General features: G+C 62.5%; 15 protein-coding genes. 4 read left to right on the plus strand and 11 right to left on the minus strand.

The genetic code is table 11. The annotated features are described in order from the left end of the window. Positions 1-4: 4 nt before the first annotated feature. The 4 genes from hpnD to FA94_RS34995 all read right to left on the minus strand — a co-directional run bounded on the left by hpnD (position 5) and on the right by FA94_RS34995 (position 3,047). Positions 5-853 (minus strand): presqualene diphosphate synthase HpnD, encoded by an 849-nt coding sequence (gene hpnD, locus FA94_RS34980; protein WP_035560566.1) that lies wholly within the window; start codon positions 851-853, stop codon positions 5-7. A gap of 274 nt (positions 854-1,127) precedes the next feature. Further along, positions 1,128-2,066 carry a GGDEF domain-containing protein gene (locus FA94_RS34985; protein ID WP_035560569.1) on the minus strand — a complete coding sequence of 313 codons (939 nt, stop codon included), beginning with the start codon at positions 2,064-2,066 and terminating at the stop codon, positions 1,128-1,130. Beyond that, positions 2,063-2,686: a chemotaxis protein CheC gene (locus FA94_RS34990; protein WP_035560572.1), complete on the minus strand. Its 624-nt coding sequence runs from the start codon at positions 2,684-2,686 to the stop codon at positions 2,063-2,065. The genes FA94_RS34985 and FA94_RS34990 overlap by 4 nt, the downstream gene beginning before the upstream one ends. After that, complete coding sequence (locus FA94_RS34995; RefSeq protein WP_028195969.1) at positions 2,679-3,047, minus strand: response regulator; 369 nt, start codon at positions 3,045-3,047, stop codon at positions 2,679-2,681. Before FA94_RS34995 ends, FA94_RS34990 begins: the two co-directional genes overlap by 8 nt. Positions 3,048-3,736: 689 nt before the next feature. Here FA94_RS34995 and FA94_RS35000 point away from each other — a divergent pair. Both FA94_RS35000 and FA94_RS35005 read left to right on the plus strand, forming a co-directional pair. Continuing rightward, positions 3,737-6,028 carry a hybrid sensor histidine kinase/response regulator family protein gene (locus FA94_RS35000; RefSeq protein ID WP_035560576.1) on the plus strand — a complete coding sequence of 764 codons (2,292 nt, stop codon included), beginning with the start codon at positions 3,737-3,739 and terminating at the stop codon, positions 6,026-6,028. Between the two features lie 270 nt (positions 6,029-6,298). Then, on the plus strand, positions 6,299-7,339 hold the full coding sequence (locus tag FA94_RS35005) for a hypothetical protein (RefSeq protein ID WP_035560580.1): 1,041 nt from the start codon (positions 6,299-6,301) through the stop codon (positions 7,337-7,339). 140 nt (positions 7,340-7,479) lie between these two features. Here the strand turns inward: FA94_RS35005 and FA94_RS35010 are convergent, their stop codons facing one another. From FA94_RS35010 to FA94_RS39835, 4 genes are all read right to left on the minus strand, one after another. Further along, complete coding sequence (locus tag FA94_RS35010; RefSeq protein WP_035560583.1) at positions 7,480-8,031, minus strand: NADPH-dependent FMN reductase; 552 nt, start codon at positions 8,029-8,031, stop codon at positions 7,480-7,482. 377 nt (positions 8,032-8,408) lie between these two features. Beyond that, positions 8,409-8,678 (minus strand): DUF6723 family protein, encoded by a 270-nt coding sequence (locus tag FA94_RS35015; RefSeq protein WP_035560586.1) that lies wholly within the window; start codon positions 8,676-8,678, stop codon positions 8,409-8,411. An 11-nt stretch (positions 8,679-8,689) separates the two neighbouring features. Beyond that, entirely contained in the window at positions 8,690-8,974 is a 285-nt protein-coding gene (locus FA94_RS35020; protein ID WP_035560589.1) for a hypothetical protein, read from the minus strand. Between the two features lie 494 nt (positions 8,975-9,468). Then, complete coding sequence (locus FA94_RS39835) at positions 9,469-9,600, minus strand: hypothetical protein (protein WP_257030615.1); 132 nt, start codon at positions 9,598-9,600, stop codon at positions 9,469-9,471. Positions 9,601-10,049: 449 nt separating this feature from the next. Between FA94_RS39835 and FA94_RS35025 the strand changes: the two genes are divergently transcribed. Then, on the plus strand, positions 10,050-10,658 hold the full coding sequence (locus tag FA94_RS35025; protein WP_035560592.1) for an RNA polymerase factor sigma-70: 609 nt from the start codon (positions 10,050-10,052) through the stop codon (positions 10,656-10,658). Continuing rightward, positions 10,645-10,848 (plus strand): zf-HC2 domain-containing protein, encoded by a 204-nt coding sequence (locus FA94_RS35030; protein ID WP_035560596.1) that lies wholly within the window; start codon positions 10,645-10,647, stop codon positions 10,846-10,848. The genes FA94_RS35025 and FA94_RS35030 overlap by 14 nt, the downstream gene beginning before the upstream one ends. A 72-nt stretch (positions 10,849-10,920) precedes the next feature. Here the strand turns inward: FA94_RS35030 and FA94_RS35035 are convergent, their stop codons facing one another. From FA94_RS35035 to arsC, 3 genes are all read right to left on the minus strand, one after another. Beyond that, positions 10,921-11,211 carry a DUF1272 domain-containing protein gene (locus FA94_RS35035; RefSeq protein ID WP_035560599.1) on the minus strand — a complete coding sequence of 97 codons (291 nt, stop codon included), beginning with the start codon at positions 11,209-11,211 and terminating at the stop codon, positions 10,921-10,923. 131 nt (positions 11,212-11,342) lie between these two features. Further along, positions 11,343-12,719 carry a GntT/GntP/DsdX family permease gene (locus tag FA94_RS35040; protein ID WP_081936394.1) on the minus strand — a complete coding sequence of 459 codons (1,377 nt, stop codon included), beginning with the start codon at positions 12,717-12,719 and terminating at the stop codon, positions 11,343-11,345. Between the two features lie 503 nt (positions 12,720-13,222). Beyond that, positions 13,223-13,582 (minus strand): arsenate reductase (glutaredoxin), encoded by a 360-nt coding sequence (arsC, locus tag FA94_RS35050; protein ID WP_035560605.1) that lies wholly within the window; start codon positions 13,580-13,582, stop codon positions 13,223-13,225. Between the last annotated feature and the right edge of the window lie 315 nt (positions 13,583-13,897).

A 13,897-nucleotide genomic window follows, 5' to 3' on the forward strand; every position in this document is an offset into this window, starting at 1 on the left:
CAACTCAGAAGAGCGCGTAACGCGCGACGATCCACAGCATGCGCAGCTTCGGCTTGCTGACCTTCGTGCGCGGAATGTCGAAGCCGCGGTCGAGCGTGCGGTCGAGTAGCAGGCGATAGACGCCCGACATGATGCGCGGCGCCTTCACGTGAACCCGCGATTCGCGGTCCATGATCGCGTCAGACGCGGCGAAGTGTTCCTTGGCGCGCTCGGCGAGCGTGGCGCAGACGCGCGGCAGCGACGGATCGTCGGCGATCTGGGTCGGGCTCGTCACCGCGATGCCTTCGCGCGCCAGCAATTCGTGCGGCAGGTAGCAGCGGTTGATGCCGGCGTCTTCGTCGATATCGCGCAGGATATTGGTCAGTTGCAGTGCGCGGCCCAGATGGTGCGCGAGCAAACGGCCGGGTTCGTCCTGCATCCCGAATATCCTCACCGATAGCCGGCCCGCCGCACTGGCGACGCGGTCGCAGTAGAGGTCGAGCGTGGCTTCGTCGGGCGCGCAGATGTCGGCGGCGGCGTCCATGGCCATGCCGTCGATCATCGCGTGAAAATCTTCGCGCTGCAGATGAAACGTATGAATGTGCCGCGTCAGCGCGCGCAACGAAGCGCGCGGCGCGCCGGCATAGCACGCGTCGATGTCGGCCCGCCAGCGCTCGAGCGCGGCGGCGCGTTCAACGCGCGGCATGTCGCTGTCGGCGATATCGTCGACAGCGCGGCAAAAAGCGTAGACCTGATACATCGCATCGCGCTGTGCAGCCGGCAGGATGCGCATGGCGAGATAAAACGAGCTGCCGGACGTGGCGGCAGCGGCGTCGATTTCTGGTTCGTCCACGACAAGATTGGAAACAGCCAAGACGATCTCCGCTGGAGGCGCCCGCTGAAAGGCGTTCAAGAAGTTTGATACTCACCCGCGAGGCGAGCGGCCCGCGCGCGCGGACACGCGCGAAACATCCGGCAGGGAGGCCGGAAACGGCGAAAAGTATATCAACGTTTGTGAGATGCCGCAGTTTCGCGGGTGAATAAGGGGCCGGAAGGTCAGCCGGTACGACGGCAGTTTATGCCGCGCAATGTGCTGCACGCGCGCTCACGCAATACGCCGAGCCGGTAAAAAAAACCCGCCGCGCCGCTCAGTTAAACGCGATCGAACGGTTGCGTCCCTGCCGTTTCGCGCTATACAGCGCGGCATCGGCTTCGTTGATGAGCACGTCATACGCCGGCACGCCGGTGCGCGCCGCCGCACCGCCGACGCTCGCCGTCACCGGGACGCCCACGCCCTGCACTTCGACCGGCGTGTCGGCGATCGTGCAGCGGATCTTTTCCGCGACGCGCATGGCGTCTTCGAGCGGTGTGCAAGGCAGCAGCAACGCGAACTCTTCGCCGCCGAAGCGCCCGAAGGTATCCTGCGCGCGCACCACGCCGGCCACGCGCTGCGCCATCACGCGCAGCACCGTATCGCCGACGCCGTGGCCGAACTGGTCGTTGATTTTCTTGAAGTGATCGAGATCGAACAGCAGCACGGACATGTCGCCGCCGTAGCGCTGCCAGCGCGTGAATTCGTCGCGCAGACGCGCTTCGAAAAAACGGCGGTTGGCGATTCCCGTCAGACCGTCGCGGTCCGCGTATTCCTGCAGCTTGGCGACCGCCTCTTCGCGTTCGCGCTGCACGATGCTGACGTGCGTGACGTCCGAGATGGTCACGCACACGGCCACCACTTCGCGATCGCGCATCAGCGGCATGAACGTGCAGTCCTGCTGCATGAAATCGACGCCGCCGGTGATCGGCCGGTCGTGATCGAACTTGAACAGATACGGGCGCTGCTCCCACGAACTGAACGCGAAACTGCCGAGCTGAAACACGCTTTCGATCTTGCGCGACAGCCACACGCGCGGCAGTTCGGGGAAATGCGTGTACAGCGACTGGCCGACTGCCTGCTCGGCCGCTATACCGCTGTGGTCCTGCATGAAGCGGTTCCACATGAGGACGTTCATATCGCGATCGAGCACGAAGATGCCGAAACCGACACGTTCGACAACCAGATCGCTCAACGACTCCACAGGCACATTCATAGACTGGACAACAGCTCGTCGAGCGCTCCGTTCATGTGACGGATCGACTCTTCCGCCATCAGCATCACCAGATGGGCGCGGAAGCTCTGGTCTTCCAGCGCGAAATTGACTTCGACCAGCAAGGCGACGCCCCATTGCAGCACGCCCGGCTGGAACACTTCGTCGAGGGTCATCGCTTCGCCGAGCAGGCCGGGCGCCGAGAACACCGGCGTGCGGCCGAGCTGGTCGAGAATGCACGACACGCACGCGCCCGTGAGCACATTGGCAACGTCGAACACCAGCTCGCGCTGGCTGACCGCCTCGTAGGCCGAGCGCGAGTACGGATCGCTGACCAGCGAACACAGTTGATCGACGCTATCGCTGCGGCAAATCACCAGCGCCTCGCCCTTGATATCGGAGCGAAAGCCCTGACGCACCGCGCTGACCTTGTCCTCGATGCCGGTCATCTCGCGCAGCGCCTGCGCCGCCTCGCTCACCGCCACCACCCTCACGCGCGGCACCGACAATTCGATGAACGCATCGAGCAGCCGCGCCAGACGCGTCGCGGCTTGGCCCATCGCCAGATTGGCGACCTCTTGCAGCGCGTCGCGCTGATCTTCGGTGAGGACTGGTTCAGACATACAACCCGTACTCCTTGAGGATAGGAAGTACCGCCTCGGGCGTCACGGGCTTGGCGATGAATGCGGCGGCGCCGAGCGCGCGCACGCGCGACTGGGCCATCGGCTGGACATCGGCGGAGACGACGATCACGAAGGTGTTGAGATCCTCATGCTGCAAAGCTTCGAGCACCTGGTAGCCGGTCATGTCCGGCATCGTCAGATCGAGGAACATCACCGACGCTTTGCCTTCGCGATACAGACCGAGCGCTTCGCGCCCGTTCGTGGCGTAGGACACATCGACATCCCAGTCCGGCGGCAATGCCTTGGTGAGCACCTTGCGGGCAAGCAGCGAATCGTCGGCGATCACAATAGGCAAAGGCATGGGCGGGTCGGAAAGCGAAATTAGCTCTTGCGCGTTAACGGCGTTTACAGGCGAATTCTTTAGCAGACGGTCTGTCGACCAGCGGCTAAGTGCGCTGAAGCGTAGGGGAAAGCAGATGGCGAGCGAGCGGGGAGCACGCGCGGCGCGGTGCGTTTGGCGGAACCCGTGGGCGGGCATGAATGCGTGCTCGCACGGTGAACGACGGCTATGACCGGCATGTTCGAAGCCTACCCCGTAGATGAATCTGCGCGGCCTCGTGGATCGGGCTGGTCCCTTGCCGCGCGCGTGTTTCCGCGAACGCCTTCGGCGTGCGTGGTACGCACGGTCTGGCAGCCCTCGCGGCAGATGCCTCCGAACATGGCGGACGCATTTTTTATCGTGGCATCGATTTTCGAAGCAAATCAACGGAAAGGCAACTCGCCAATTCCACGTTCATTAAAGAGATTTTTCCCATAAGTACTATTTTTAAAAATATTTTGATAGATATGGGAAGCTATCTTTGCTATTTATACTTTTGTGTACGTTTGCGGTTGCCGATTCGTCGCTGTTTCAAAAAGCAGACGAATAACGTGCCGCACCCCACATAGCGACTCGCCAAGGTAACTTCTACCGTGGCTGTGTGTCTATGCTTCTCGTATGACGCCTTCAACGGACCCTTTTCGTTTCGCACGAAGCTGGCCTTAACGACCATGACACCCGACCGGTTCGACCCGCCATCCGCGAACCGCCTTGCTGCCAGCCGGCAGAACGAGGCGATGTTCCCCGCCGTGCCGGAACAGAATTTCCACGTACGGCGCATGACGCTGATTGCGCTGCTGGTCGCCGCGATCGTGCTGCCGTGCGTCTATGTCGCGATCATGGCGTTGAGCGACTGGCGCTCGCGCGTCGCCGACGCCACCGACCTGACACTGCGCACCGTGCGGGTGGCCGACGAACACGCGCTGAAAGTGTTCGACATGAACGAGACGCTCGACGCGCGCGTCGTCGATCTGACCGAAGGTCTCGACGACGACGGCATTCGCGCCCGCGAAGCTTCCATTCACGACAAGCTGCGCACGATGGGCGGCGGTTATCCGCAAGTGGCCGCGGTGTCGATCTTTGGGCGCGACGGCAGTCTGCTGGCCACCAGCCGGTTCTATCCGTCACCGGCTATTTCGATCGGCGAGCGCGACGATTTCGTCGGCATTCGCGGCGGCAAGGATCTCGACCACGTGTCGAAAGTGATGACGGGGCATGTCGCCGGCGAGCAGGTGTTCAACACGGGCGTCGCGCGGCGCGATGCGGACGGCGCGTTTGCCGGCGTCGTATCCGTCGCGTTGCGGCCCAGCTATTTCGACGCGTTCTACCGCGAGCTGCTCGGCGGCAACGACATTACGCCGATCACGATGAGCCTGGTGCGCACGGACGGTGCGATCCTCGCGCGCTATCCACGCAACCCGCGGAACCCGCGCGAGCCGGCCGCGGTGGCGCCGCATTCGCCGTTCGCCGAAGCGTTGGCGCAGGGTCGGCGGGCGGGCGTGGTGACCATGCGTTCCGACCTCGACGGCGACGCCATGATCGTCGCGTTCCGGCGGGTCGGCTCGTATCCGGTGTATGTGTCGTGCGGCTATCGCACCTCGGCGATCTGGGCCGCGTGGTATCGGCATCTGAGCGTGTTGATTCTGTCGATATTCACGCCGTCCATCGCGTTGTGGTGCGTGATCTGGCTGTCGCTACGCCGGCTCGGCGCCGAAGAGGAAGCGTGGGAGCGCTGGCAGGCCGAAGCGTCGATGCGCCGCTCGATCGAATCCGCGTATCGCCAGTCGCGCAAGATGGAGGCGCTCGGCACGCTGGTCGGCAGCGTCGCGCATGATTTCAACAATCTGCTGATGATCCTCTCGTCCAACGTGCAGATCGCGCGACGGCGCGGCACACCCGGCCTCGATCGCGAATTGTCGGCGATGGAACGCGCGCTCAAGAGCGGCCAGTCGCTGACGCGGCAATTGCTCGGGGTGGCGCGCAAACAGCCGTTGCGCAATGAGACGCTGTCGCTCGAGCGCTGGCTGCCGGCCTGCCGCGAACTGTTGCGCGCTTCGCTCGGCGCGAAGGTGTCGCTGGTGATCGATATTGGCGTAGAGGTTTGGCCGATGCACGTCGACGTCGCCGAGCTCGAACTCGCGCTGATCAACGTCGCCATCAACGCGCGCGATGCGATGCCGAACGGCGGCCGTTTCACCGTGCGAGCCGCGAATATCCATTTTCGTCGCGACGACGGCTTTCCGCTGAGCGGCGAGTTCGTGCAACTGTCGCTAGAAGATACCGGCATCGGCATGGCGCCCGACGTGCTCGCGCGGGCCTTCGAACCGCTCTACACGACCAAGTCGCAAGGCATGGGCACGGGCCTCGGGCTGCCGCAGGTTTTTGCGTTCTGCGAACGCTCCGGCGGGCTGGCCGCGATCGACAGCGCGGTCGGCGCAGGTACATCGGTGCGCCTGTATCTGCCGCGCGCGACCGACGAACCTGCCGCCGACGCTCCGCCTGAGACGAGCGTCGACGAGAGCGGCGCGCCGCAGGGGCTGCGCATTCTGCTGGTCGAAGACAACGAGGAAGTGGCGGCCGGCACCGAAGCGCTGCTGCAGATGATGGGCCACCAGATCACCTGCGTATTCAATGCCGATACCGCGCTGCGCCTGTTCGACGACGCCCACGCGCGACGAGCCCGCACGGGTGAACCGCTGCCGTTCGATCTGGTGCTGTCGGACATCCACATGCCGGGGAAGATGAACGGTATCGATCTGGCCGAGGCGGTGCTGGCGTTCGACACGCAATTGCCGGTCATTCTGGTAACCGGCTACGCGGAAGAACTCGACCGTGCGCGACACGTGGACGTGCGGGTGCTTTCCAAACCCTTCGATATCGGCCTGCTGGAGCAACCGCTGCGAGCGATCCAGCACGATTTGACGCAGACGGGGACGGATCCCGCGCCGCAGTCGGCGGATTGAAGCGGGTGGTGGCTTTGAGGCGTGTTTGCGCGTGTTTGAGGCGTGGGTCAAGGTCCACGCCATTTACCGGCGTTGTAAAAGCGCCGCGTCGCTGCCCTGCGGTGCCAGGTGGGCAGGTGTCACCAATTCTTCAGCGCAGGCTGGCCTACACGGACCTAGGGGCTTGGGCACCTCTGCGCCGACTCCGGCACGATCGTTGCGGCATGCATCGGATGGAGGGCCCGCGTATCGCGACGCCCGTCAGTCCATTCAATACGTCGGGAGACAGCCATGCAACATACCGTGATTGGTTTATTCGACACTTATTCTCAAGCGGAAGGCGCCCGCGACACGCTCGTTCAAACCGGCTTTGCACGCGAAACGATCGAGCTGCAGGCCAATCCTGAACCGTCCGTCGGCTCGGCAACCGATGAGGTCGCCAGCACCGGCGTGATCGCGAATATCGAGCGCTTTCTGTCAAGCCTGTTCGCCACCGGCGCACGCGCGCCGGACACGGCGCGCTATGCCGAGGCCGTGCGGCGCGGCGCGGTGCTGGTGTGCGTCAACGCGGTAAGTGAAGCTCACGCGGATTTGGCGCGCGAAACGTTGACGCGGCTCGGCGCGGTCGATATCGGCGAACGGGTGCCGGAGTGGAATGAGGACGCTGCGCCGGGTCGCGAGCATTCGGTGCTCGACGAACTCGGCATTGGGACGGTGAGGTCCGGAACGCCGCGTTCGTCGAGCGTGGCAGCGTCGGGAGTGATGGGGGCTGACGCACCGGCAGCCGGTGTAGCGCCCCCGAGTGCCAGCCCGACGATGGCTGATCCGCTCTACGCCATGCCGCCGGGCAATATCGACGCCGAGCCGTTCGTGCCGCCGCCGCTCAACGAACGTCCGGTGCTGGATCCGGTCAACGAACCGGTGACAGATCCGCTGGTCGGCGATGCGGGGCGTAGTGCGATCGCCGCTGGCTCGATCGGCGGATCTGGCGCGATCATGCAGCCGTCTGAAGTCGTTCCCGAAGCAACGCATCCCACCTCGGGTTTAGGCGCCCAGATTCCGAACGAATACCTCGAATACGAAGAAGATTTCCGCTCGCACTATGACGAGCAATACGCGGCGGAAAATTCGCGTTACGAGGACTATGTGCCGGCGTACCGCTATGGCGCGGAAATCGGTCAGGACGCGCGCTTTCGCGACATGCCTTGGGACGACGTCGAACCGGAAGTACGGCGTCAGTGGGAAACGACCGCGCCGGATAGCGCGTGGGAGCGGTTCAAGCTCGCCGTGCGTCATGGCTGGGAGCGGGTGACGGGGCATCATCACGTGTAGCGTGGTGCGGCGGCACGCCTTGAATCCAGGGCGAGGCCGCCGTGTGCCCGCTCGGTCTTGCGGTGCAGTCCCGGCGATATAGGCCTCACCTTTCTCTAGCGAGGCCTATCGTCGTGAGGCAGCGAAAATTTGATGAGCCGTCAGGCCGTCTGGCGCTTAACCCACGCGACGTAACGGTCGACGAACGTCTGCAGAAACTTGCGCGTGCCGTCGCTCACAATCTCGCCTTTTTCGTTGATCACCGACAGGTCGTGTTTGATAAACACTTCGGGTTGCGCCAGCGTGGCGACATCGAGATAAGCCAGCACGTTACGCAAATGCTGCTGCGCCAACGCCGCGCCGGTCGCCCCGACCGACGTGCCGATCACCGCACCGGGTTTGTTGCCCCACGAATTCGTGCCCCACGGGCGCGACCCCCAGTCGAGCGCATTCTTCAGCACGCCAGGAATCGAGCGGTTGTATTCGGGGGTGACGAACAGCAGGCCGTCGGCCGCCTCGATACGCTGCTTCAACTGCTTGCCGGCTTCGGGATAGTCGGCGTCGTAGTCCTGGCTGTAGAGTGGCAGCGAGCCGATGTCGATGAATTCGAACGTGAAGTCGGAAGGCGCAAGCGAAATCACGGCTTGCGCCAGATGGCGGTTGAACGACTCGCGACGCAAGCTGCCGACGACGACTGCGATGTGATATGCCATGGTTCGTTTCCTCGAATGAGATGCGCGGGACGCGCAAGCGGGTAACGCACGTTCATGCACGTTCATCATAGGCAAAAGCCGCGGCGGGTGCGGCGATGACCGCTGGCGACTTGTCGCCGGTCGCGTGGGCGACCGGGAGGCGCGGCAACCGGTGGATAACTTTATCGCCGGGAAAAGTTATCCACAGATTCACTGAATAACCTTGTGGATAACTGGTACTTTTGCCTTGTCAATCAAGCATGCTTTCGGCCTAGGAAGATTTGAGGCAAATCGCAGCAATCCCACGGGCAGACGTCAGGAAGGCAAGGCGGCGCGAGTACAAATGACCGATATCCGCAAATCTTGCGTGCCGACTTCCCGTCCGCTCGTCGAACGGCTTACTCAGGTACGGCGATATCCCCATCCACCAATTGCCAGCCGTATCGCTCGGCATACGATTGCGCGTCGTCGGCTTCGTCGAAAAAGGGCATGTCGGCGTGCCCCTGGAACGGGTAGATCACCCGATCGTCGCTCAGACGGATGACTTTCAGCGTCGGCACGGTGCCGCTCGACGTACGCCGCGACGACGCCGACACCTGATAATTATCACGGCCGACGAGAGCCGGAGCCTGCTCGCCCTGCGAGCGTTTGGAAACGTGACTTGCCATCGTTGCGCGCGTCAAAGCCCGGCGATCGACTGACCGGCTACCATGCCGTCGATCACCTGTTCGGCGTAGCTGGTCGACGCAATGCGCGCGACGCCGGCGGCGTCGAACGGCGATGCGCTCGGCACCACAAATAGACGGCTGCCGGTGACGATGTGATCGCTGCCGCGCCGGCAAATGCGCACTGCGGCGTCGAAGCCCGCGTCGTAGTGACGGGCGCCGTCGCGATCTCTCGGCTGGTGCGGATAAACCAACGGATAGATCTCGAGTCCTCGATAGTGTCGAATCGTGTTGCTCATGATGGTCGTCTCCAGTGAGGGCTTTCGTGAACGCTACGTTGCGGCGAGTCGCGCGGCCGGCAGAAGACGTCTCACGAAAACACGGTAATGATCGACGATGCGCGTGAGCAACGGCCGCTTTCAAACCGGTCGGCTGACGACATCGCAAAGCAGAGTAGGAGGAACGGGACCCTGTTCGGAGCAGGGCGCGGTGATGCGAAGCGTTTGCGTCGGGGACTGCGCGAGCGCGCAGGAGAACTGCAAGCTGTTGACCCACTGTAACACGTCAGTAGAGCGAGCATTGGACGCATTTCCCTGCCAGGCGCGAGTGTTGCTTTGGAGTCCAGCGTATTGTGTACCGCTCAGTTTGACGCGCTGATGTCCTCCGATCACCTCCCGCTCAAACGAAAAAAGGGCGCCGATAACGGCACCCTTTTGCTTCGAAAAGCTTCCCTGCTGACAGACCGGCGCTGGACAAATGAAGCGTCCAGCGGCGAGCCCGTTCGCTGCTCGGCTTAGTTGCCGAAAAACACGTTGCAATACGATGCCGGGCCGTTGCATTGCGCCGGTGCAGCTGCGTGCGCAGCGCCGGAAGCGGCCGCAAACAGGGCGACGGAAGCGATCAGGGCGGACAGAATGCGTTTCATGGTGCTACTCCTCTTCAGCGTTTAGTTCGCGATCAGGGCGATCGATGGACTGGAGGATAGCGATTCAGTGTCCGCCTAAAAATATCAAAGTCGCAAAGACATCTTTTCGCAAAATGAAACAATCAGAATTGGCATGCGTGGTGGGTCAATTGCGATGATGCGCTTTTGGCGCTGGGCTGTGGGACGGCCAGCGGCAACGCTCGCCCATGAGATTGATTTCAATTTTCGCAATAATGTTTTTTCTGTCATAACCCCCTGCCGTGGCTCGACTAACGTCATCTGTTTATCGTGCGTCGGCGGGGCATATGTTCAATACCGATTCGATTGCGCTGGGGCTTAGAGCACAATGGCGCTCGAATCCCCCTATTGCGCAAAACACCCCCCTCTATGAACCACAACGACGCAAGAGAAAGCGCGCGGCGAACGCGAGCAGGGCGACGGAGCATGCCATGGCGCAAGTAAACGGGCCGGCGCTCGACGATCCCGTTTATCTGACGCAATTGCGGCGCGACCTGGTGCGCTTCGCCCGTTTGCAACTGCGCGACGCGGCCGCCGCCGAAGATGCCGTCCAGGAAGCCCTCGCCGCGGCGTGGACGCAAGCGGATCGCTTCGCGGCGCAGTCGGAGCACAAGACGTGGGTGTTCGGCATCCTGCGGCACAAGCTCATCGACACGCTGCGCGCCCGGCAACGGACGATCAACCTGTCCGCGCTGGAATCCGAACTCGACGGCGAAGCGTTGCTCGATCGCGAACTGTTCAAGGACAACGGCCACTGGTCGCGCGAAACCAAACCGCGTCCATGGCCGACGCCGGAAACCGCGCTGCGTCAGCAGCAGTTCTGGACGCTGTTCGAAATGTGTCTGGACCACCTGCCGGAACAGATCGGGCGCGTGTTCATGATGCGCGAATTTCTCGATCTCGAGACCGACGCGATTTGCACCGAACTGAACATGACCGCCAATCATTGCAGCGTGCTGATTTACCGCGCGCGCTTGCGCCTGCGCACTTGCCTGAGCGAAAAAGGCCTATCCAGCGAGGATGCGAATGGGGAAATGTAAAAACATCACGCGCTTGTTGTCGGATGCGCTGGATCGCCGTTTGACAACGGGGGAATGGGTCGCCATCCGGCTGCATCTGCCGACCTGCAGCGGCTGCCGCAACTACCGCAAGCAGATCCGTTTGCTGCGCGTGGCCGCGCGGTCGATGAGCGGGATCGCAACGCCGGGCGCGACGAGCGGGGACGACTGACGCGCGGTGTAGGGCAGTGGCGGCGCGGCGGGCGAACGCGATGCCGGCATGCATTGGCATCGCATTCACCATTCACCGCTCGGTCGGCGGTGTGTTCCGATAACGCTCGAAATAACCTGCGTGCGCCGCCTCGTCGATCGAGATGGGAAACGGTTCGATACGCGCAGGATGTTTCTGGAGCTGCGCACGCGTGCGTATCGGCCGATGCTGGAAATTGCCGCCGCAATTCGGACACACGTTACGCAGCGTGCTGAGCGCGCAAACCTCGCAGAACGTGCATTCGTAAGTGCAGATCATCGCGTCGGGCGCGTTCGGCGGCAGTGACTTGCCGCAGCCTTCGCAGGAAGGTCTCAATTCAAGCATGGTGGCTCCGCGTCGAGAGGGGAGCGAGGTGCGCCGCACCTCGCCTGACCACGCAGTGTAAGCGGCCTTCTCACGCAGAAATTGACAGCGCAGTCGCAATTCCTGCCAATCCGGCGGCGCCTAGTGCAGCGTCACGTCAGGACGCCCCACAGCACGAGCGTGAGTGCAAGGCCAACCACGGAGACGATCGTTTGCAGGACCGACCAGACGAGCACCGTCTGCTTCAATTGCAAGCCAAAATACTCGCGCACCATCCAGAAGCCGGCGTCGTTCACGTGGCAGAAGAACACTGAGCCTGCGCCGATCGCGAGCGCCATCAGCGAATTGTGCGTCGCGCTGAGACCCGCGACGACCGGTGCGACGATCCCCGCAGTCGTCGTGGTGGCGACGGTTGCCGAACCCGTCGCCTGGCGCAGCGCCACCGCGATGAGCCACGCCAGCAGAATCAGCGGCATGTGCGCGCCGACCGCGATCTTGCCGATCGTCGTGCTGATGCCGGCGACGACGAGCGCCTGCTTGAGTCCGCCGCCCGCGCCGATGGTCAGCAGCAGCGCGGCGATCGGCGGCAAGCTTTTGCGCAGAATGCCGCCGACGCGATCGCGCGCCATGCCACGCGACCAGCCCAATGCGACCACCGCGAACAGCACGGTGAGGCCGAGCGCGATCAACGGCTCGCCCAGGAAATTCAGCGCGTCGAACAGGAAGGTTTCGGGGTGAAGCAGCAGCTTCGCGACCGTGCGTCCCAACATCAATACGACGGGCAACAGAATCGTGATCAGCGAGATCGCGAAACCCGGCGGCTCGGTGGTGTCTTGTTGCGCGGTGAACAGCTTGCCCATTTCTTCGGGCTCGGCGACATGCATCCGCTTCGACAGCCAGATACCGTAAAGCGGACCCGCGAGAATCACTGCCGGAATCGCGACGATCAGGCCGAGGCCGAGCGTCAGACCGAGATCGGCATGCAGCGCGCTGACCGCGATCAACGGACCCGGGTGCGGCGGCAGCAATGCGTGCAGCGTGGTCATGCCGGCCAGCGCAGGAATCGCGATACGCAAGATGGGTTGTTGCGAGCGGCGCGCCATCACGAAGATGATCGGCACCATCATCACGAGGCCGACTTCGAAGAAGAGCGGCAAGCCGATGATCAGCGCGACGAGCGCCATCATCCATGGCAGCGTGCGCGGCGTCGAATGTTTGAGGATGGTCGAGACGAGCCGGTCGGCCGCGCCCGATTCGGCCATCAGCGCACCGAGCATGGCCCCCAGCGCGATGATGATGCCGACGTCGCCGAGCAACGCACCCGCGCCTTTGCTGAAAGCACTGGCGACGGCCTCGAGCGGCAGTCCCGCGGCAAAACCGGCGGCGAACGTGCCGACCAGAATCGACAGGAACGGCGCAAGCTTCAGCACGCTGATGAAAATGATAATGAGTGCGAGCCCGAGCACGCACGACAGAATCAGTTGGGTGTCGTGGGATGACCACGGCGCGAGTGTTGTCGTCAGATGCACGGTGTCCCTTTTAATCGATTGACGCATCCACGGCCGCCCGCGGATGACGGATTGTAGCGGGGCGCGACGGCTCGTCGTTGTGAGGGCGACAGATTGGTGAGAGGGGTGTGGGCTTTGCGCGCCGCCGTGATTTTTTTATTTGAATTTGTCGGATTGGACGGGGTAGCGGACAAGTTATTGCCGGCGTCGATGGGTTTGGTTTGTGATCGTTATTTTTGTGAGCGGTTTTTGTGTGAGGCAGCGGTGGGTCGTTTGGCGTGCGTTGCTTGGCGATGTGGACGCTTTGTTGGACGCTGCGTCCCAATCCGTTTTCGCCGCCGATGCGCCTCACGTCAAAGAATTTCGTATCGGCGATCTTCGCGAAGATCGTGACGATGGATGCGGCGTTGGTGACGACGACTGAAGTTGTGGCCAGGACACGCCGCTTGAACGACGTGTTTTGCTGGCGTGGCAGCTGCGCAGGTTAGGTGATGCGTTTTCCGGTGATGCGCTTTCGTAGTCGATCAGGCGAAGAGCGACGCGATGTTTTCTGGCGGACGGCCGATCACCGCGCGGCCATCTCGCACGACAATCGGCCGTTGCAGCAGGATGGGATGCTTGGCCATTGCTTCGTATAACTCGTTGTCATTTAGCGCGACGTCGGAGAGTTGGAGTTCTTTATATTCGGCTTCCGTGTCTCGAATCATCTCGCGAACCGGGCAGCCTAGCTGGGCGTTCAACTGCTTGAGTTGAGCGACGGTGAGCGGTTGCTTCAGATACTCGACAATTTCCGTCGGTTCGTTTGCGACGTTGTAGGTACTGGTGAGCAACTCGCACGCAGTACGCGATTTTGAGCAACGGGGATTGTGGTAGATGATGATCATGGTTGGGTAGTTTGTTGCGGTTGGTGTTCTGCTGGCATGGCGCTTTTTTGTGGTGGATTTTAGCGGGTTGATGGGTGTTCGCGCGTCGGTGGGTGGGGCGGCGGTTTGCGTCGGTAGTTTCTTTTTCGGCGTCGGCGCAGGCGGTTCACACCAGACAAGGGATGGGTCGCGTTTGGCGGTTAGGCGGATTCTGGGCTCGACGACGCGAGCTAGTTTTTCTCGTGTTTCTTCCAAAATTTATTAGCCGGTTTTTTCCGCACGATGCTCCGTGTCCCAGCGAGGGATATAAAGACAAGCTGCGTTTGATGATCGACG

Origin of the sequence: Burkholderia sp. 9120 (assembly GCF_000745015.1) — a bacterium.
Classification (GTDB): Bacteria; Pseudomonadota; Gammaproteobacteria; order Burkholderiales; family Burkholderiaceae; genus Paraburkholderia.